This is a genomic window from Streptomyces sp. NPDC046465 (genome assembly GCF_040646035.1).
Classification (GTDB): domain Bacteria; phylum Actinomycetota; class Actinomycetes; order Streptomycetales; family Streptomycetaceae; genus Streptomyces.
The window spans coordinates 216,690-235,972 of the sequence record NZ_JBEYZK010000009.1 but is presented as its reverse complement, the minus strand read 5'-3'; the positions used below and the strand labels follow the sequence as shown (position 1 = coordinate 235,972).

18 protein-coding genes are annotated in these 19,283 nt (G+C 73.2%); 10 read left to right on the top strand and 8 right to left on the bottom strand.

Going from position 1 to position 19,283, the window contains the following annotated elements; all coding sequences use genetic code 11:
* The first annotated feature begins 67 nt into the window (after positions 1-67).
* A complete protein-coding gene (locus tag ABZ953_RS16495; protein WP_361723336.1) occupies positions 68-1,798 on the top strand; it encodes an FUSC family protein in 1,731 nt (576 codons plus the stop codon).
* Complete coding sequence (locus ABZ953_RS16490) at positions 1,795-2,331, top strand: MarR family winged helix-turn-helix transcriptional regulator (RefSeq protein WP_361723333.1); 537 nt, start codon at positions 1,795-1,797, stop codon at positions 2,329-2,331. The genes ABZ953_RS16495 and ABZ953_RS16490 overlap by 4 nt, the downstream gene beginning before the upstream one ends.
* A gap of 27 nt (positions 2,332-2,358) precedes the next feature.
* On the opposite strand, the gene ABZ953_RS16485 is transcribed toward ABZ953_RS16490, so the two are convergent.
* Positions 2,359-3,705 carry an NAD(P)/FAD-dependent oxidoreductase gene (locus tag ABZ953_RS16485; RefSeq protein WP_361723330.1) on the bottom strand — a complete coding sequence of 449 codons (1,347 nt, stop codon included), beginning with the start codon at positions 3,703-3,705 and terminating at the stop codon, positions 2,359-2,361.
* A 262-nt stretch (positions 3,706-3,967) separates the two neighbouring features.
* On the opposite strand from ABZ953_RS16485, the gene ABZ953_RS16480 reads away from it, so the two are divergent.
* On the top strand, positions 3,968-5,509 hold the full coding sequence (locus ABZ953_RS16480) for a carboxylesterase family protein (protein ID WP_361723327.1): 1,542 nt from the start codon (positions 3,968-3,970) through the stop codon (positions 5,507-5,509).
* A 15-nt stretch (positions 5,510-5,524) separates the two neighbouring features.
* On the opposite strand, the gene ABZ953_RS16475 is transcribed toward ABZ953_RS16480, so the two are convergent.
* Positions 5,525-5,917, bottom strand: coding sequence for a VOC family protein (locus ABZ953_RS16475; protein ID WP_361723324.1), 393 nt, complete (start codon positions 5,915-5,917; stop codon positions 5,525-5,527).
* 94 nt (positions 5,918-6,011) lie between these two features.
* Between ABZ953_RS16475 and ABZ953_RS16470 the strand changes: the two genes are divergently transcribed.
* Positions 6,012-6,563: a GNAT family N-acetyltransferase gene (locus tag ABZ953_RS16470; RefSeq protein ID WP_361723321.1), complete on the top strand. Its 552-nt coding sequence runs from the start codon at positions 6,012-6,014 to the stop codon at positions 6,561-6,563.
* A gap of 12 nt (positions 6,564-6,575) precedes the next feature.
* Here ABZ953_RS16470 and ABZ953_RS16465 read toward each other — a convergent pair whose 3' ends face one another.
* From ABZ953_RS16465 to ABZ953_RS16450, 4 genes are all read right to left on the bottom strand, one after another.
* The gene (locus tag ABZ953_RS16465) at positions 6,576-7,259 is read right to left on the bottom strand and encodes a glycerophosphodiester phosphodiesterase family protein (protein ID WP_361723318.1); all 684 of its coding nucleotides are present in this window, start codon (positions 7,257-7,259) and stop codon (positions 6,576-6,578) included.
* 77 nt (positions 7,260-7,336) lie between these two features.
* Complete coding sequence (locus ABZ953_RS16460) at positions 7,337-7,462, bottom strand: hypothetical protein (RefSeq protein WP_361723315.1); 126 nt, start codon at positions 7,460-7,462, stop codon at positions 7,337-7,339.
* A gap of 77 nt (positions 7,463-7,539) precedes the next feature.
* Complete coding sequence (locus ABZ953_RS16455) at positions 7,540-8,388, bottom strand: PadR family transcriptional regulator (RefSeq protein ID WP_361723312.1); 849 nt, start codon at positions 8,386-8,388, stop codon at positions 7,540-7,542.
* A gap of 58 nt (positions 8,389-8,446) precedes the next feature.
* Complete coding sequence (locus ABZ953_RS16450) at positions 8,447-9,997, bottom strand: phosphatase PAP2 family protein (protein WP_361723309.1); 1,551 nt, start codon at positions 9,995-9,997, stop codon at positions 8,447-8,449.
* Between the two features lie 302 nt (positions 9,998-10,299).
* On the opposite strand from ABZ953_RS16450, the gene ABZ953_RS16445 reads away from it, so the two are divergent.
* Entirely contained in the window at positions 10,300-11,094 is a 795-nt protein-coding gene (locus ABZ953_RS16445; RefSeq protein WP_361723306.1) for an SDR family oxidoreductase, read from the top strand.
* A gap of 128 nt (positions 11,095-11,222) precedes the next feature.
* A complete protein-coding gene (locus ABZ953_RS16440; RefSeq protein ID WP_361723303.1) occupies positions 11,223-12,254 on the top strand; it encodes an alpha/beta hydrolase in 1,032 nt (343 codons plus the stop codon).
* Between the two features lie 9 nt (positions 12,255-12,263).
* Here ABZ953_RS16440 and ABZ953_RS16435 read toward each other — a convergent pair whose 3' ends face one another.
* Positions 12,264-13,070 carry an XRE family transcriptional regulator gene (locus ABZ953_RS16435; RefSeq protein ID WP_361723300.1) on the bottom strand — a complete coding sequence of 269 codons (807 nt, stop codon included), beginning with the start codon at positions 13,068-13,070 and terminating at the stop codon, positions 12,264-12,266.
* A 245-nt stretch (positions 13,071-13,315) separates the two neighbouring features.
* Between ABZ953_RS16435 and ABZ953_RS16430 the strand changes: the two genes are divergently transcribed.
* The 4 genes from ABZ953_RS16430 to ABZ953_RS16415 all read left to right on the top strand — a co-directional run bounded on the left by ABZ953_RS16430 (position 13,316) and on the right by ABZ953_RS16415 (position 18,132).
* A complete protein-coding gene (locus tag ABZ953_RS16430) occupies positions 13,316-15,139 on the top strand; it encodes a dihydroxyacetone kinase subunit DhaK (RefSeq protein ID WP_361723297.1) in 1,824 nt (607 codons plus the stop codon).
* A gap of 107 nt (positions 15,140-15,246) precedes the next feature.
* Positions 15,247-16,137 carry a bifunctional helix-turn-helix transcriptional regulator/GNAT family N-acetyltransferase gene (locus ABZ953_RS16425; protein WP_361723294.1) on the top strand — a complete coding sequence of 297 codons (891 nt, stop codon included), beginning with the start codon at positions 15,247-15,249 and terminating at the stop codon, positions 16,135-16,137.
* A 112-nt stretch (positions 16,138-16,249) separates the two neighbouring features.
* Positions 16,250-16,825 carry a TetR-like C-terminal domain-containing protein gene (locus ABZ953_RS16420; protein ID WP_361723291.1) on the top strand — a complete coding sequence of 192 codons (576 nt, stop codon included), beginning with the start codon at positions 16,250-16,252 and terminating at the stop codon, positions 16,823-16,825.
* 56 nt (positions 16,826-16,881) lie between these two features.
* Positions 16,882-18,132 (top strand): GDSL-type esterase/lipase family protein, encoded by a 1,251-nt coding sequence (locus ABZ953_RS16415; RefSeq protein WP_361723288.1) that lies wholly within the window; start codon positions 16,882-16,884, stop codon positions 18,130-18,132.
* Positions 18,133-18,171: 39 nt separating this feature from the next.
* Here ABZ953_RS16415 and ABZ953_RS16410 read toward each other — a convergent pair whose 3' ends face one another.
* Complete coding sequence (locus ABZ953_RS16410) at positions 18,172-19,002, bottom strand: ANTAR domain-containing protein (protein ID WP_361723286.1); 831 nt, start codon at positions 19,000-19,002, stop codon at positions 18,172-18,174.
* Between the last annotated feature and the right edge of the window lie 281 nt (positions 19,003-19,283).

The window sequence follows — 19,283 nt, the reverse complement described above, 5'->3', positions numbered from 1 at the left end:
CACGGCGGGGGCGGCGCCGGGGGATCCTCAATCGTTTTCGAGTAAAACACTTGCTAACCTTTTCCTCATGAGCAGTACGCCCCCGTCCCCGCATCCGTCCCCGCGCCCCGCCCGCGTCCGCCCGCTCCCCCTCGCCGGCGTGCTGCGCCCGGGCAAGCCGTCCGACATCTGGTTCAAGCCCGCGAGCAGCGTGGTCGTGGCCACCGCGATACCGAATCTGACGCTGCTCGCCCTCGGCCGCCTCGACCTCGTGATGTACACGATGGCCGGATCGTTCTGCGCCCTGTACGCCCACAACCTCCCCTACGCCGCCCGCGCGCGGACGCTGGCCCTGGTCGTCGCCGGAATGACCGCGAGCCTCGCCCTCGCCCTGGTCGCCGCGTCACTCACCAGCTCCGCCGCGGTCCTCGTCGCGGTCGGCGCGCTGCTCGCCGCCGCACAGAAGACGCTCTGCGACGCCACCCGCGTCGGACCGCCGGGCCACCTGATCTTCACCTTCATCAGCTCCGCGACCCTCTTCGCGCCGCAGACCCCGGGCCAGATCCCCGGCCACCTCGCGCTCACCCTCTTGGGCGGCGCCGTCGCCTGGCTCGTCGGCATGGCACCCGCCCTGGTGCGCCCGCACGGACCCGAGCGCCGGGCCACCGCACGTGCCCTGCACGCCGCCGCCGCGTACACGGACGCCGCACACGCCGACGCCACCGCGGCGGCAGCCGAACGGGCCCGCGCCGCCGCGGCGGGCGCCGTGCACGCCGCCTGGCAGTCACTCCTCGCCACCGGCGCCCGCACCACGGCGGCCCGGCGCGCCCTGGCCCGCCTCGTCGTCCGCGCCGAGGAGGCCCTGGCCGCGCCCGACGAGGCGGACCCCGCCGCCCTGCGCTCCTGGGCGGCAGGGCTGCGCGGCACGGGCGCCGTACCGCGCCCCGGCGGCCTGCGCCCCGGCGAAGCGGACGAACTCCTCGGCGTGGCGGCCGAACTCGCCGGGCCGAAAACCCCGCTGTGGCGGCGGCTCACGCCCGGCTCGCCGCTGCTGCCCATCGCGCTGCGCACCGCCGTCGGCTGCGCCCTCGCCGGATACGGCTCGCTCGCGCTCGGCATCGGCCGCCCCTACTGGGCGCTGGTCACCGCCGCCTCCCTCTACCAGGCCAACGTCACGCTCACCTGGAACCGGGGCGTGCAGCGCGTGGTCGGCAACCTCGTCGGCGTGCTCGCCTTCGCGGCCATCGCGCCGTTCGCGCACCTCGGCCACGCCGAGCTCATCGTGTGCTGCCTGGCCCTCGCCTTCGGGGCGGAGGCCCTGATCACCCGCAACTACTGGCTCGGCACCGTGTGCGTGACGCCGATGGCGCTGCTCGTCACCGAGTTCGCCCGGTTCCAGCAGCCCGGGGAACTCATCCTCGACCGCGTCGTGGACACCCTCGTCGGCGCCGTGCTCGGCGTGCTGGCGGCCGTCCTCGTCACGAACCGCCGAGCCGGCGACCACATCGAACACGCCATCGCCGCCGCCGAACGGGCCACGGAGCAGGCAGCGGCCGGTCTCACCGGCGCGGGCCCGGCGGAACCGGCGCGGCGCCGCCTCACGGCCGCCCTCGTCGACCTGCGCGCCACCGCCGACGCGGCCGCCGGTGAATGGTGGCAGCGCGCCCTGCCCGAACAGCGGGTGCTCGCCGCCGAGCGCGCCGGACACCGTACGCTCGCGGCGACGGTCCGCCGACCGAACGGTCAGGGCGGAGACGACGGTCAGGGGACGCGGACCCGCGCGAGGGCCGCCGACGCCTGGGAGGGCGCACGAGCATGACGACGCAGAACGGTCCGGTGGCCGGCCCCGGTGGGGACACCGTGGCCGCGGTGGTGCGGCAGTGGCAGGCGGTGCGGCCCGACATCGACACCGGGCCCATGGAGGTGATCGGCCGCATCAACCGCTGCGCGGCCCTCCTCCAGCAGGCCGAGGACGCCCCGCTGCGCCGGGCGGGCCTGACCCGCGCCGAGTTCGACCTGCTCGGCGCGTTGCGCCGCACCGGGCACGAACTGACACCCGGCGAGCTGGCCCGGGAGACCTTCTCGTCAGGGGCCGCCGTCACCAAACGGCTCAAGCTCCTCCAGGAGCGGGAACTGGTCGACCGGCGCGCGGACGCACGCGACCGCAGGGTCGCGCACGTCGGACTGACCGACGCCGGGCGCGACCTCGTCGACGCGATCCTGCCGGAACAACTCGCCTACGAGACGGTCGTGCTGTCCGTCCTCGACGGAGCGGGGCAGGGGCACCTCAGCGGGCTCCTGGGGGAGTTGCTGGCGCAATTGGAAGGCCGCATCGGGGTGCGGCGGGGTTGAGCCTGTCTTTGACCGCGGATCGCACCGTCACGCCGCGGCCACCCGCTCATTGATCTGATCCTGCGTCAGGTACGCGTCGGTCTTCTCGAAGTCCGCGAGCGTGGCGGGACGTTCGGCCTGGAAGCCGGTGCGTACGTAGTCGTCGCCCGCGAGCGCGTTGAGGCCCCAGTTGGCGGCCGTGCGGAAGCGGGCGGTGACCGTGCGCAGGGCGCCCAGGTGGTAGCCGCGCGCCACGATCTGGGCGGGCAGTCCCGTCAGCTGCACACCCATCGGCTTCGACACCGCCTGGATGCCGCCGAGGTCGACGACCAGGCCCATGTCCTTGTGGCGGTAGTCGGCGAGCGGGAAGCCGCGCAGCGCCGCCAGCACGTTCTTCGCGGCGGCCCACCCCTGGCGCATCGCGTGCTGCGCGGTCGGCGGGCAGATCGCGTCGCCGCCCTTGGCGAGGTCGGGGACGGCCGCCGCGTCGCCGAGCGCGAAGACGCCGTCGATCCCCGGGACCGTCAGGTCGGCCCGTACGACGAGCCGGCCCCTGTTCGTCTCGGCGCCCAGCGTCGCGATGAGCGGGCTCGGCGCCACGCCCGCGGTCCAGATCAGGGTGCGGCACGGCAGGACCCGGTCGTCGGTGAGCGTGACGGTGTCCTCGGTCACCTTGGCCACGGACACGCCGAGCGAGACGTTCACGCCCCGGCGCTGCATGATCTCCATCGCCTTGTCGCCGAGCCGGTCGCCGAGCTCCGGCATCAGCTTGGGGGCGACGTCCACCACGTGCCACTTGATCTGCGACACGTCCAGGCCCGGGTAGCGCTTGACGGCGGCGCAGGTCAGGCGCTGCAAGTACGCGGCCGTCTCCACGCCCGCGTAACCGCCGCCGACCACCACGAACTGCAGCCGCTGCGCCCGCTCCTCGCGGCTGGAGCTCGCCGCGGCCAGGTCCAGCTGGGAGATGACGTGGTCGCGGATCCAGGCGGCCTCGGCGAGCGTCTTGACGCCCACCGCGTACTGGTCGACGCCGGGGATGTCGAACTGGCGTGTGACGCTGCCGGGCGTCAGGACCAGGTAGTCGTAGCGCTCCACGACCTCCTCGCCGTTGATCTTCCGGACGACCACGGCCTTGGCCTTGGGATCGATGCCCACGGCGCCGCCCGGCACGATCGACGTGCGGCGCAGCATCCGGCGCAGGGGCACCGCCACCGACTGCGGAGTGAGCACTCCGGAGGCGACGTGCGGCAGCAGCGGGAGATACAGCTGGTGGTCCTGTGGGCTGATCAGCCGCAGCTCCGCCTCGTGGGGTGAGAGCTTCTTCTCGAGTTTGTGAGCGCACTCCATGCCGGCGAAACCGCCGCCGACGATGAGGATCCGGGGAGCTGCCATGTGATGTCTCTCCTGAGCTGTGGGAGATCGACTTCAGGGCTTTCAGGTGGTCAGAACTGTGGATGATCTTCTGCGGACCGTACCCGTGGCCTTGTACCCCTGCATCCCGGATGGATTGCCCGTGTGACGTGGTTCACATCGATGGGGGAGGGTGAGGGGTAAATGGCTGGCGCGGGGGCCGGGCGCGGCGGGATGCTGCGGGGTGTCCGGGCGGCGTACGCGCTGGGGATCGCGTTCCGCCCGCGCCGAGGGGGGAGTAGTGATGACCGTTGCCGATTCCGGGGCGTCCGGGGCCCGGCCCGAAGTCCGTACGGGGACCGGGGCACTGCGCGGCACCCGGGAGGCGGGCGTCGCCGTCTTCCGCGGGATTCCGTTCGCCGAGCCTCCCGTCGGCGCGCTGCGTTTCGCCGCACCGCGCCCGGTCCGGAGCTGGAGCGGAGTGCGGGAAGCCGTCTCGTACGGGCCACCGCCCCCGCAGGGCGGTCACTTCGGGATGGACGCGCTGGCGCGGGAGACGGCGGGCGACGACTGGCTGACGGTCAACGTCTGGTCGCCCGACCCCGGCCCGGACGCGGGACTGCCGGTGCTGGTGTGGATCCAGGGCGGCGCCTACACCATCGGCATGTCGGGCCTTCCCGAGTACGACGGCGGGCGCCTGGCCGGTGAGGGCGGCGTCGTCGTGACGTTCAACTACCGCGTGGGGCTCGAAGGTTTCGGGCAGTTCGAGGGGGCGCCCGCCAACCGCGGCCTGCTCGACCAGCTCGCCGCCCTGGAGTGGGTGCGGGACCACATCCGTGCCTTCGGCGGCGATCCCGACCGCGTCACCCTCTTCGGCCAGTCGGCGGGCGGCGGGTCGGTCGCCGCGCTGCTCGCGATGGAGGGCGCGGCCGGGCTCTTCGGGCGAGCCGTCGCACAGAGCGCGCAGGGCACGTTCTTCTCGCCGGAGCTCGCCGCCGACATCGCCGCCTCGTGCACCGCCGAGCTGGGGCTTCGGCCCACGGTGGCCGACCTGGCCGAGGTGCCCCCGCATCTGCTGTCCGCCGCCGGGGACGCGGTCGGCGCCTCGTGCGCCGGGCCGGCCGGGCGCTGGGGCCGGCCCGCGCTGCGGGCGGTCATCTTCTCGCCGGTCGTCGACGGCGCGGCCCTGGCCGTCACTCCCTGGCAGGCCCTGGCGGACGGCAGCCGCCGGCACATCGACCTCCTGGTCGGCCACACCCGCCACGAACAGCGGCTGCTCACCGCGCTCGACGGACTGCTCGGCCAGGTGAGCGAGGAACAGGCCGCGACCGCCCTCACCACCTTCGCCCCGCCCCCGGACGGCGCCCGCCGCTACCGCGAGGCCTTCCCGGCGGCGGGCCCGGACGAGCTGCACGAACTCGTCCTGTCCGACTGGCTGTTCCGCATGCCGACGCTGCACCTCGCCGAGGCGCACATCGCCGCCGGGGGCCGCGCCCACGCCTACGAACTGACCTGGCCCGCCCCGGGCATGGACGGGATCCTCGGCGCCTGCCACGGCCTCGACGTGCCCCTCGTCTTCGGCGCGCTCGACCGAGGCCAGCCCGCCGCGCTGATCGGCACGGGGGCCGCCGCGGTGGCGGAGGCGGCAGCTCTGTCCGCCCGGATGCGCGCCGCGTGGACGTCGTTCGCCGCCCGGGGCGAGCCCGGCTGGCCCGCGTACGACGCCGAGCGGCGTCTCGTGCAGCTCTTCGACGCCCGGCCGTCCGTCACGCACTACCCGGAGGAGCGGTCCCGCCGGATCTGGCGGGACCACGTCTTCTCCGTGCTGCCGCTGCTCGATCCATAGCCGTCAGAGCCTGTGTCATATCCCCGGCCGGTAGCGGATCGGGTGGTCGTGCGGGACCTCGACGAGCACGATCCTGACGCCGTCAGGATCCGCGATCCACATCTCGACGAGCCCCCACGGCTCCCGCACCGGCGGGCGCAGCACCTCGACGCCGTTGGCAAGGAGCTCGTCGTGGGCCGCCCGCACGTCCGCCACCTGCAGCCACAGCTGCAGTCCCGGCGCGGGCGGGGCCTCGGCACGGCCGGAGAGTTCCAGGAAGCCGCCGCCGAGGAAGTAGACGGTGCCACGCTCGGGGCCCGTGCCGAACTCGCGGTAGACGGCGAGACCGAGCGCCTCGCCGTAGAAGGCGCGGGAACGCTCCGGGTCGGTGGGGTGCAGCAGGGTCCTGCCGCTCAGTACATGCACCATGCGGCCGCATCCTAGAGCCTGTCTCCGCACCCCCGGCCGGGGGTTAGGCTCGGCGCGACCGCACACCGCGCCAAGAATCGGGAGAGCCAGCTCCATGGACACCGCCCCGCGCCCCTCATCCGGCGAGCTCACCTACCGGGACGCCACCGCCGCCGACGTCGACGCACTGGTCGCGCTCGTCGAGTCGGCGTACCGCGGGGATGCCAGCCGCGTCGGGTGGACCACCGAGGCGGACCTCCTTCAAGGGCAGCGGACCGACCCGCGGGGGGTCGCGGAGGTCATCGAGTCGCCCGCGAGCAGACTGATCGTCGTCGAGCGGGACGGCGGGCTCATCGCCTGCTGCCAGCTCGAACACCGCGGGGACCACGCCTACTTCGGCATGTTCGCGGTGAGCCCGGACCGGCAGGGCGAGGGCCTCGGCAAGGTGATCATCGCCGAGGCCGAGCGGGTCGCGCGCGAGACGTGGGGCGTCCATGAGATGCACATGACCGTGATCAACGCCCGCGATGACCTCATCGCCTGGTACGAGCGCCGCGGCTACCGCCGTACGGGAAAGATGACGCCCTTCCCGTACGGCGACGAGCGGTTCGGCATCCCGCAACGCGACGACCTGCAGTTCGAGCTGCTGATCAAGCCGTTGAGCTGAGCTGTGGGGGCGTCACGCCGTGAAGCGGCCCGTCCGCTTGATCTCGGGGTAGTCGGTGGTCGCCCCGTCCAGCTGCAGCGCCCGTACCAGGCGCAGATCGTCCTGCGTGTTCACGACCCAGCCGATGATCCGCAGGTCGGCCTTCCTGGCCCGCTCGACGATCTCCAGGGTCAGGCGCCGGATGTTGAGGACGAGGGTGGTCGCGCCGACGGCCGTCGCGCGCTCCACCACATCCGTGCCGTAGCGGCTGGCGACGAGCGCGGTGCGCACCCCGGGGACGAGGCGCGCGATCTCGGCGACCGCCTCGTCGTGGAAGGAGATCACCTCCACCCGGCCGACCAGATCGCGGCGCCGCATGACCTCGGCGAGGGCGCGCGCGGCCGCGACGTCCTTGATCTCGGCCTGCAGCGGCGCCTTGACAGCGTCCAGGACCTCTTCGAAGGTGGGGACGCGCTCCCCGCGGCCCGCGTCGAGCTCCCGCAGCTCGGCGAGGGTCTTCTCGGCGATCGGCCCTTTGCCGTCGGTCGTACGGGCCACGTCGGCGTCGTGCATGACGACCAGCGCGCCGTCCTTGCTCAGATGCAGATCCAGCTCGATGAGATCGAGGCCCGCCGCTTGTGCGGCGATGAAGGAACGAAGGGTGTTCTCGGGCTCGACACCCATGACCCCGCGATGACCGATGGTGAGGAAGTTCAAGATCCACTCGCTTCCGTCGACGGAGGCTCGGCGACCGCGCGGCGAGGACGGAGGAAGCCGCGCGACAATGTCGCAGCCTAATGGCCCGACACGGTGAGCGAACCGTGCGGACGCGGGTCTGTGGAGCGGTCCGTTCTGGTTCCGGCGATGCCGAGGAGGAGTCCGGTGATCAGGGCGGCGACAAGGACGGCGCGGGTGCTCACGGGTGCGCTGCTCCGTACGGCGGGGGACGGCTGACCCTGCCGTCCTACCGCTCGGGGCGCCACCGGGGCGAGCTGCTTCACCCAGGGGTGGGCGCGTCTCCGCCGCGTTGACGGGGCCGCCGGGGCGCGGGCAGACCGGACGGCGCCGCGCCCGCCGGAGCGCCGGGTGCGCCGGGTACACCGGGTACACCGGGTGTGCCGGGTGTGCCGGGTGTGCCGGGTGTGCCGGGTGTGCCGGGTGTGCCGGGTGTACTGGGTGTGCCGGGTGTGCCGGGTGTACTGGGTGTGCCGGGTGTACTGGGTGTACTGGGTGCGCCAGGCGTCCCAAGGGCGTCGAGGTCCACGAGCATCGCCTCGGCCAGCTCCACCTCCGCCTCGAGGCGCCGCTCGCTCCAGCGCAGCGCCACCTCGGGGTGGGACCAGGCCGCCGCCCCGCCCGCCCGCGCGAGCGCGTCCCGCACCTCCTTCAACTCGCCCTCCGTCCGTGCGATGTGCTCGGCGACCAGCGCGCGCAACTGCTCCGGCGCCGTGAGGTGCCCGAGCCAGACCCGCAGCAGCAGCGGATGCTTCAGGACGGCGGGCCCCGCGTCCCGCCCGTCGTCCGCCCAGGCCGCGAGCGCGGCGCGTCCCTCCTCGGTGATGGCGTACGACCGTTTCGTACGAGGCTCTTCGGGGCCCGAGCGCCGCGAGGTGGCGTACCCGAGGGCCTCAAGGCGGCGCAGTTCCGCGTAGATCTGGCTGATGGCGGGCGACCAGTAGAAGAAGCGGAGCGAGGCGTCGGCCCACTTCTTGAGTTCGTAACCGGTCCGCTCCCCGGGGAAGGAGAGCAGGCCGAGCACGGCCCAGGCGGTCGGCGGCAGCCCGTCGGCGGAAGGGCCGTCCTGCTGCTGGGCCGGGGTGTGCGAGGGGGTGCGACGGGCTGCCATATGCCGCATTGAAGTGAACGGCACGCTTCGGGCGCAAGGACCTGGCAGGGCCCGGGGCTCAGCCGCGGTCGTCGCGCGGCGGGCGGCGGTTCGCCGCCAGCGTCAGGGTGCGGGCCCGCTGCGCGATCTCGTCCAGTGCCGCGGCCGGGCTGTAGACCGTCAGGGCGGCGCGCCGCTTGTCCAGGAGCAGCGCGTCCGGCGCCGAGGCGGTCTCGCCGTCGTACGCGAGGGTCGCCACGTCCTCCAGACCGCTGAGCCTGAGTTCCTCGACGCGCTCGGCACGGAAGACCCGGGAGCGCCGCAGCGCGCCGCCCAGCGCGGAGAGGGCGACCCGGGTACGGGCCAGCGTTGCCTCCGCGTCGACCGTGCGGACGTCGAGGAGGCCGTCGTCCAGGCGCGGCCGGTGCGAGGGCGCGAGCCCGTCCGGCAGGTACTGGCCGTTGCCCGCGAAGAGCAGCCACAGGACCCGGTCGTGACCGTCGAGCCGGATCCGCAGCGGAGCCGCCGTCCGCAGCACCTCCAGGAACGACACGGCCGCCGCGGGCCACTTGCCGATGCGGCCCTCCAACTTCTCGCGTTTGCGCACCAGTTCCGGATAGAGCCCGATGCTGAAGGTGTTGACGAAGCCTGCGACGTCCGTGCCGTCGCCGTCGCGCACCCGGGCCAGGTCGACGCGGACGGCCTCGCCGCGCCGCACGGCGTGCGCGGTGTCCTCGAAGGTGGGCGTACCGGCGTCCAGGGCGAAGTGGTTGAGGGTGCCGCCGGGGAACACCGCCAGCGGGATACCGGCGGCCGCGGCGCGCCGGGCGACGGCGTTCACCGTGCCGTCCCCGCCGCAGACACCGAGCACACCGCCCGACTCGCCTGCGCGCTCGACGGCTTCGTCCAGCACCTCGTCGAGGTCGTCGCCGGGCCCGCGCGCCAGGATCTCGGCCCTCGGAAGGAGCAGCTCCAGGTGCTCGCGCGCGGGCAGCCGCCCCGGAACGCCCTTGCCCGCACCGGAGTTGAGGACCACGACCAGCCCTTCGCCGTCCGGCAGCGCGGGCGCCGCGACCCGGGTCCGCCGTTGCCGCGCGGGCGAGGGGCGCGGCGGCCACCAGTAGCAGGTGACCGCCGCGGCGGCCGCGCCGAGTGCGCAGCCCGCGAGCACGTCACCGGGGTAGTGGACCCCCACGTACACCCGGGAGAAGGCGACGGACGCGGCGACCGGCGCGAGGAGCGCGCCGTACCGGGGTGCCTCCAGGGCCACCCCCACGGCGAACGCCGCCGCGGACGCCGCGTGCCCGGACGGGAACGACGAGGTCCACGGCGCCTTCCCCAGATGCCGGACCGCGGGGACCCCGTCCATGACGGGGCGACGGCGGCGGACGGCGTATTTGGCCACGGCGTTCGTGGTCAGCGAGGCAAGGGCGAGTGCGCCCACCCCGCGCCGCGCGGCGCGCCGGGCCGCGGGGCCGCCGACGGCCGCGAGCACCGCCGCCGAACCGAACCAGAGGCGTCCGTGGTTGGCGGCGGAGCTGAGCGGTGGCAGCAGCGCCCCGCCCGGCAGCCGCGCCGACGCCACCCGTTCGAACCACCGCCGGTCGATGCTGCCGATGCGTCCAGTCATGGCCTCACTTGATCAGGGCGGCACGGCGGCGGCCCGTGCTGGTCGCCCGAACGGGGGACACCGCGCGCCCTTCCGGTGCCGGGCGCCGGGAAGGTGTAAGAGGTGAGGATGAGGGAGACCAGAGGCAGACAGGCAGATCAGGCAGGTCAGCCAGGCAGGTCAGGCAGACAGGTCAGCCAGGCAGGTCAGTCAGGCAGGTCAGGGGCTCGCCAGCACCTCACCGGCATCCCGCAACTCGTAACTCGCAACCCGCAACCCGCGACTCACCAGGAACTCCGCAGACCCTCCAGGAGGTACGCCCCGTGCTCGTCGACCTTTCCGGCAAGACCGCCCTCGTCACCGGATCGACCCAGGGAATCGGCGCGGCGATCGCCGCTGGTCTGGCGCGGGCGGGCGCCCGGGTAGCGGTCAACGGACGGTCCCGCGGCTCCGTGGACACCGCGGTGGACCGGCTCGAGGGCGAGTGCGGCGGTGCCGAGTTCCTCGCGGCACCGGGGGACATCTCCACCGACGAGGGCGCCGGGCAGGTCTTCGACGCCGTGCCGCACGCGGACATCCTCGTCAACAACCTCGGTGTCTTCGGCGCCGAGCCCGCACTGGACATCAGCGACGACGAGTGGCGCCGCTACTTCGAGCTCAACGTCCTGACCGCGGTGCGGATGATCCGGCACTACCTCCCGGGCATGACGGACCGCTCCTGGGGGCGGATCCAGAACATCGCCAGCGACTCGGCGCTCGTCACGCCCGCCGAGATGATCCACTACGGCATGTCGAAGACCGCGCTGCTCGCCGTCTCCCGGGGCTTCGCGAAGGAGGCGGCGGGGACCGGCGTCACCGTCAACTCCGTGATCGCGGGGCCGACGCACACCGGCGGCGTGGAGGAGTTCGTCTACGAGCTGGTCGACCGCGCGCTGCCCTGGGAGGAGGCGCAGCGGGAGTTCATGACCAAGCATCGACCGCAGTCGCTGATCCAGCGGCTCATCGAGCCGGAGGAGATCGCGAACATGGTCGTCTACCTCAGCTCACCGCTGGCGTCCGCCACGACGGGCGGGGCCGTGCGGGTCGACGGCGGATACGTGGACTCGATCGTTCCGTAGCGGGGCCCCACGCCAGGTCCGGCGCCGCGATGTGCCCGCGATTTTGCCGGACCAGCAAAGATCATCGCCTCCGTGCCCGCCCGCCCCGGATGCTCGTGTCCGGAGTCGTCGAAGCCCCAGGAGGATCCATGAACCTGCCCCGGACCACGACCGCCACGCCTGGCACGACCACCACGCCCGCCAGGCCCGTCACGGACCCCACGCACCGCCTCGTCGCATCCCCCGCGGGCCGCACCCACCTGGTGGAGCAGGGCACCGGCCCGCTCGTCCTGCTCGTGCACGGCTTCCCGGAGTCCTGGTACTCCTGGCGCCACCAACTGCCGGCCCTGGCAGCGGCCGGCTACCGCGCGGTCGCCGTCGACGTGCGCGGCTACGGCCGCTCGTCCAGGCCGCAGGGGAGCGCCGCGTACCGGATGCTCGACCTCGTCGAGGACAACGCCGCCGTGGTGCGCGCGCTCGGCGAGGAGAGGGCGGTGATCGTCGGGCACGACTGGGGCGCGACCGTCGCCGCGCACTGCGCCCTCGTACGCCCCGACGTCTTCCGCGCGGTCGGCCTGCTGAGCGTCCCGTACACGCCGCCGGGCGGCCCGCGGCCCGGTGAGGTGTTCGCGGGGATGGGCGGTGACGAGGAGTTCTACGTCTCGTACTTCCAGGAGCCGGGCCGTGCCGAGGCCGAGATCGAGCCCGATGTCAGGGGCTGGCTCGCCGGTTTCTACGCCGCGCTCTCCGCCGACACCATGCCAGGTCCTGACGCGCCCGACCCGCACTTCGTGAGCCGCGGCGGGCGGCTGCGCGACCGGTTCCCCGCGGACCGGCTGCCCGGCTGGCTCGGCGAGCGGGATCTCGACGTCTGCGCCGGGGAGTTCGAACGGACCGGCCTGACCGGCGCGCTCAGCCGCTACCGCGCCATGGACCGGGACTGGGAGGACCTCAACCCCGGCTTCACGGGCGCCCCGATCACCCAGCCCTCCCTCTTCGTCGGCGGGGCCCTGGACGCCTCCACCACCTGGCTCGCGGACGCGATCGAGGCGTTCCCCGAGACCCTGCCCGGCCTGCGCTCTTCGCACGTCCTCGAAGGCTGCGGACACTGGGTCCAGCAGGAACGACCCGCCGAGGTCAACCGGCTCCTGACCGACTGGCTCGCCGCTCTGCCGGAGTGAGCGCCGACGTCAGGGGAACGTGACGGACGGGTCCACCGGTGTGAGGACCAGCCAGCGCAGCGCCGTGTCGCCGAAGCGGCCGTAGGCGGTGATGCGCACATCGACGGGGTCGGGCGCCACCAGCGGGAAGTACATCGGGCGCGGCCCGTCGTCGGCGGCGCCCCGGTCGTCGGCCGTGCGGTCCCACAGCTCGGCGACGCCCGGCTCGCGCCGTACCGTCCGCACCACCTCGTCAAGGCGCCCGTTGTCCGGCCAGCGCTGCCAGGCCAAGCGCAGCCGTCCGAGGAGCGGGGCGGCCCACTTCGTATCCCAGTCGCGCAGCTGGTAACGGGCCTCGGGGGAGAACGCCCAGGTCATGGCGTTCGCGTCCGGGTGGGCCAGCCAGGGGCAGTGGCGCGCGGCCACGGCATTGGCGGCGACCACGTCCCAGGCCTGGTCGCAGATCCAGCTCACCCGGCGCTGCTGGTGCAGCAGGTCGAGCAGGTCGAGCAGTGCGGCGTCGGGCCGGGCGGCCGCGTCCCGCTGCCGCGGCGGCTGGTGGCCGGTGCCGCGGTAGAGGGCTCTCGCCTGGTGTGCGGAGAGGTCCAGGATGCGGGCGACCCCGGCGATCATCTCGCGCGCGTACCCGCGGTCCTCGCCCCGCTCCAGGGCGCGGTACCAGCGTTCGGAGACGCCGAGCAGCAGGGCCATGTCGAGCTGGGTGAGGTAGCTGCGGTGGCCGCGGAAGGGCACGGGGTCCGGCAGCAGACCGGGGTCCCGCGCCATCCGCCAGGCGCGCAGCATCCGCCCCAGATCCTCGCGTCGCGCGTCCGGCAACTGTAAAGACCTCGCAAAGATGGTGTTGTCGTACGGAGGGTGCCGCGCGCCCTTACCGGATCGCGGCCCGGGCGGGTGCACGGTGTCAGCCTCGCATACGGGCGCGGGGACCGGAACGCGGGAGTGCCGGTAGGCGGGGATGCCGACCTTGGACAGCGGCAGGCGGCCAAGGTGGGCCGCCCGACCACCCGGTACGGGCGGAACTCCTGAGTACCGGGTGGCCAGGGACGGCCGGTCGTTCCGCCGTGCCGGACCGCCGTCGTACGGACGTCCCGTCGCCCGCCTACGCCGTCCGGGCCCGGCCCGCACCGCCCGCGCCGAGCCACGCCGACCACACACCCACGGAGAACTCGATGAGCCACTTCCTTCCGGAGAACGACGCCGTGCTGACCGCGGCCCGAGGGCTTGCCCAGGCGCATGCCGGGCTGATCGAGGTGAACAGCAGCCCCCTCTACCTGCGGGCGCTCGACGCCGACCCGGCCCGCACCGTGGGCCTGGTCTCCGGCGGCGGCTCCGGGCACGAGCCCCTGCACACCGGGCTCCTGGGCCGGGGCGGCCTGGACGCCGTCTGTCCCGGCGCGGTCTTCGCCTCCCCGCACAACCGGCAGATCTACGAGGCCAGCGCGGCGGCCGCCAAGAGCGACGGCGTGCTGCACATCGTGAAGAACTACACCGGCGACGTCATCAACTTCCAGATCGCTGCGGAGCGCCTGCGCCACGACGGCATCCCCGTCGCCACGGTCCTGGTCGACGACGACCTGGCCACCGACAGCGCGGACAGCGCGACCGGCCGCCGGGGCACCGCCGCCACCGTCGTCGTCGAGAAGCTCCTGGGTGCCGCCGCCGACCGGGGAGCGACGCTGGAGGAGCTCGCCGACCTGGGGCGGCGGATCGTGGCCCGGTCCCGCAGCATCGCGGTCGCCGCCCGCGCCCAGACCTCTCCCACCACGCTGAGCCCCGCGTTCGAGCTGGACCAGGGCACTCTCGACTACGGCGTCGGCATCCACGGCGAGCGCGGCATCCGCACCATCGCCCGGCCCGCGATCGGCGATCTCGTCCGGCGCATGACCGACGACCTCCTTGACGCGCTGCCCGAAGGACCCGACGAGGTGCTCGCCCTCGTCAACGGCCTGGGCGCCACCACCGAGCTGGAGCTCAACGCCATCGCCGTGCTGCTCAGCGACGAACTCACCGCCCGCGGCGTACGTCCGGTACTGGTCGTCCCCGGCACCTTCACCGCGGCCCTGGACATGGCCGGCTTCTCCCTCACCCTTACCCGGCTCGACGAGGGATGGGCCGACCTGTGGACCGCCCCGACCCGGACCCCGCTGGTCCTGCCGCGCCCCTCGCTCGCCCCGGGCCTGCCCGCGCCGACCGCCGAGCCGACCGCGGCGAGCGCTCCCGTACGAGCGCCGCGCACGGGCGGCGACCGCGCCCTGCTCGACCACTACGCCCGTACCGTCACGCAGGTCCGCGACAACCTCACCAAGCTCGACCAGCTCGTCGGTGACGGCGACTTCGGCGACAACCTCGCCGGTGGCGTCCGGCGCGCGGTGAAGCTGGCCGACGAGACCGGCGCGGACGGCACGGCCGCCCTCGCCGACGCCTTCCTCAACGACGTCGGGGGCACCAGCGGCCCGCTGTTCGGCCTCCTCTTCCAGCACCTGGCCACCGCGTCACCTGCGGACGGCGGGGCCCCGCCGGTCGCCGCGCTCGCGGAGGCCGCGGCAGCCGGATACGCGGCCATCCACCGGGTGGGCGGCGCGAGCCCCGGCGACTGCACGCTGGTCGACGCGCTCGAGCCCGCCGCCGAGTCCCTGGCCGTCGCCCGCGACGCCGGCACCGAGGCGCCCCTCACCGAGGCCGCCCAGGCCGCCATCCGCGGCGCCCTTGCCACCGCGTCGCTGCGCCCCCGGCGTGGCCGCGCCAGCTACGTCGGGGACCACGCCCTCGGCGTCCCGGACCCCGGCGCCCTCGCCGTGGCCCTGCTCTTCATGGCCCTCGCGGACATCCACGAGCCCGCCACGGCCCCGCGCCTGCCCGCCCCCGGCCACATCACGGTGGTCTGATCCGTCTGATCCGACGGGTGTTCCACTGGCTCGGGTCTCCGTTCTCTGACTAAGGTCAGAGAACGGAGACCGGAGGGATGAGGGCCGCAGGGATGAGGGCCGGACGGATGGATGCCGAGCAGATCGATCAGGTACGGCGGTTCAACCGCACCGTCACCGAGCGCGTGGGTGTGCTCCACGACCGCTATCTGGGCCGCGACCGGCCCATCGGTGAGGCACGGCTGCTCTGGGAGATCGGCGCGCGGGGGCAGGACCTCCGCAGGCTGCGCGAGCGCCTCGGGCTCGACTCCGGTTACGTGAGCCGCCTGCTGCGCGCCCTGGAGGCCGACGGCCTGGTGGCGGTGGAGCCGCACCCCGAGGACCGCAGGGTCCGCACGGTCCGGCTGACCGGCGCGGGCCGCGCCGAGCGCGCCCTGCTCGACGAGCGCAGCGACGAACTGGCGGGCTCCCTGCTGCAACCGCTCAACGACGCGCAGCGCACCCGCCTCGTCGCCGCCATGGCCGAGGTCGACCGGCTGCTCACCGCCGCGACGGTCACCCTGGTCGCCGTCGACCCCGACCATCCTGACGCCCAGTCCTGCCTGCGCTCCTACTTCACCGAACTCCAGGAGAGCTTCGACTCCGGCTTCGACCCCGCCCAGAGCCTGCTGCCCGACGCGGGCGGACTGCGGCCGCCGGGCGGCCTCTTCCTGGTCGCGAGGGTGCACGGCGAACCCGTCGGCTGCGCCGGCCTCAAGCTGCTGCCCGGCTCCCCGGCCGAGGTCAAAAGGATGTGGGTCTCGCCCGAGGCGCGCGGCCTCGGGCTCGGCCGCCGCTTCCTCGCCGAGCTGGAGACGCTGGCCGCCCGGCACGGCCGCACCCTCCTGCGCCTCGACACCAACAAGGCGCTGGACGCGGCGATCGGCCTGTACCACTCCTGCGGCTTCGAGGAAGTCCCCGCCTTCAACGACGAGCCGTACGCCCATCACTGGTTCGAGAAGCGCATCGAGCAAGCCTGAACGGCTATCAGCTATCAGCTATCGGCTAACGGCTAACGGCTATATGAAATAGCTACTTGCCTAAAGGGTTTAGGTAAATGCATACTCGTTCATGTCGAACGAGGAGAGCATCATGGTGCGCGTAGGGCTGACCACCGAACGTCTGGTCCGGGCCGGGGCAGAGCTGGCCGACGAGGTCGGCTTCGACCAGGTGACCGTCTCGGCGCTCGCCCGGCACTTCGACGTCAAGGTCGCGAGCCTCTACTCGCACGTGAAGAACTCCCACGACCTCAAGACCGGGATCGCCCTGCTGGCCCTGGCCGAACTCGCCGACCGCGGCGCCGACGCGCTCGCCGGACGGGCCGGCAAGGACGCCCTGGCCGCCCTCGCGAACGTCTACCGCGACTACGCCCAGGAGCACCCGGGCCGGTACGCCGCGGCCCAGCTCCGGCTCGCACCGGAGGCCGCCGCGGCGAGCGCGGGCGGCAGGCACGCGGAGATGACGCGGGCGGTCCTGCGCGGGTACGACCTGGCGGAACCGGACCAGACGCACGCGGTCCGCCTGCTCGGGAGCGTCTTCCACGGCTACGTGAGCTTGGAGCTCGGGGGCGGGTTCAGCCACAGCGCGCCCGACACGCAGGAGACCTGGACGCGCGTCATCGACGCCCTCGACGCCCTGCTGCGCAACTGGCCCGAGCCCGCTGCCTAGGGCCTGTCCTGCGACAGGCCACTGAGACCATCCACATTGATCAACAGGTTGAGGCAATGAACACGGCAAAGAACACGGCGAACACGGTGAACACGGCGAGCGCGGCAGTAAATGCCGATCAGCACTGGACCATCACACCCGTCACCGCGGAGCTGCTGCGCGGCGCCCTCGACGTCGAGCGCACCGAGCACGGCGTACTGCCGCACCGGCTGCCCGCCCGGGCCCGCGAACAGAACAACGACGGCCAGTTGGCCATGGCCGAGTCCCAGCCGTCCGGCGTACGCCTGGCCTTCCGTACGCGTGCCACCGCCGTCGAACTCGACACGCTGCCCACCAAGCGGGTCTACGTGGGCGCGCCGCCGCGTCCGGACGGCGTCTACGAACTGCTCGTCGACGGGAGCCTGGTCGACCGGGCGAGCGCGCACGGCGGCAACACCCTGACCGTAGACATGACCGCGGGGACGGCCGAGCACGCCGCCGGGCAACCCGGCACCGTGCGCTTCACCGAGCGGCTGTCCGACGGCCTGAAGGACGTCGAGATCTGGCTGCCGCACAACGAGACCACCGAGCTCTTCGTGCTGCGCACCGACGCTCCCGTGGAGCCCGCGCGGGCCTCGGACCGCAAGGTGTGGCTGCACCACGGCAGTTCGATCAGCCACGGTTCCGACGCGGCGGGACCCAGCGCCACATGGCCCGCGCTCGCGGCCTCGCTCGGCGGCGTCGAACTCATCAACCTGGGCCTTGCCGGTAGCGCCCTGCTCGACCCGTTCACCGCCCGAGCGCTGCGGGACACCCCCGCCGACCTGATCAGCATCAAGATGGGGATCAATCTGGTCAACGCCGACGCGATGCGGCTGCGCGCCTTCACCCCGGCGATGCACGGTTTCCTGGACACCGTCCGCGAGGGGCACCCCGATACCCCGCTCCTGGTCGTCTCGCCGATTCTGTGCCCCGTGCACGAGGACACCCCCGGCCCCAGCGCGCCGGATCTCTCCGGCCTCAGCGAGGGGCGGATCGTATTCAAGGCCATGGGCGACCCGGCGGAACGGGCGAGCGGCAAGCTCACCCTCAACGTCATCCGCGACGAGCTGGCCCGCATCGTGAAGCAGCGGGCGGCCGACGACCCGAACCTGTACTACCTCGACGGCCGTGAGCTCTACGGCGCCGAGGACGCCGCCGAACTGCCGCTGCCCGACCAGCTGCACCCAGATGCGGCCACGCACCGCCGCATGGGGGAGCGGTTCGCCGAGCGGGCCTTCACGGCCGGGGGAGCCTTCGCGGACACAACCTCTGCCGACGCCGGGTGAGCGCCTCGGCCGCTACGGCCGTGAAGGTCGTTACGGCCGTTACGGCCGGGCGGTACGGGCCAGCCGGTGCAGGTCCTGTAGCGCGTCCACGAGCACGGTGCGCCGGTGCCACTTGATCCAGGAGCCGAGGGCGCGGCTCGCGCTGTCAAGGGCCCGCAGCTGAGTCTGGGTGAAGCCGACGAGGGGCCGGGCGTGGTGGGAGGAGATCACACCGCGGACGGTGTCCTGCTCGTCGACGAGAGGGATGCTGTGGCAGGCGCGGCTGCCTGAGGCGAGGATCACACGCCGGGTGTCGTCGTCGAAACCGGCCGATGAGGCCACCTCCTTGACGGTGACCTGGTGGCTGGCGGCGGCGGCCCGGGAGCACGCGGTGTTCCCGTCGACGAACGCGAAGTAGTCGGTGAACTGCCGGGGCAGGCCCGCGTGATTGGCCATGCGCAGGATGTCGTCCTCGACCAGCTGCACGTTCCCCATGTCCGTATCGGTGAGGGACATGACACGGCGCAGCGCGGCGCCGAGTACCTCGCCCTGGTTCGTCGCGTCGAGCGATCCTGCCTGCAGCAAGCGCAAGTCCGGCGTCGGCTGCTGGGCCCGTGCGACGGTCCACACCGCGGCGCCCGGCGCCGGGCCGGGTGTGCGGACGACCGCGGAGGCCAGTTGGTGCAGCTTGATGTTGGCCCGCTGAGAGGCCTGGCGCAGCAGCGCGAACGCCTCCTGCGGGCCCGCGAGCCGGTAGCGCTCGACCAGGATGCCCTCGGCCAGCGCGATCCTCGCGCGCGCACGCGTCTGGACCTGTAGCTCGAACACCTGATCGCGCAGCTGCTCGGCGGCAGCCTTGAGTAGTTCCGTCTCGCCCCTGGGCGACGGCACCCCCTGTGACGCGGACTGATCGTCTGGCGTGGGTGCGGACGGAAAGGTCAATCTGTCTCCCATGGCGGTGGACTGCTCCGGCGTTCTCGTCGTTCTGTGAAGGGCGGTGGCCTGCCCTTCACGCTTCCGTGACCGTAACGCGACCGGTTCCCGATGTCATGTTCCCCCGTGCGGCAGCCCTTGCATGTTCACGACATGACGACTAGTCATATGGCTAATCGAAATAATCGGCATACAGGCCATGCCGTGCCCGTGCCGTGCCCATGCCGTGCAGGCACAGA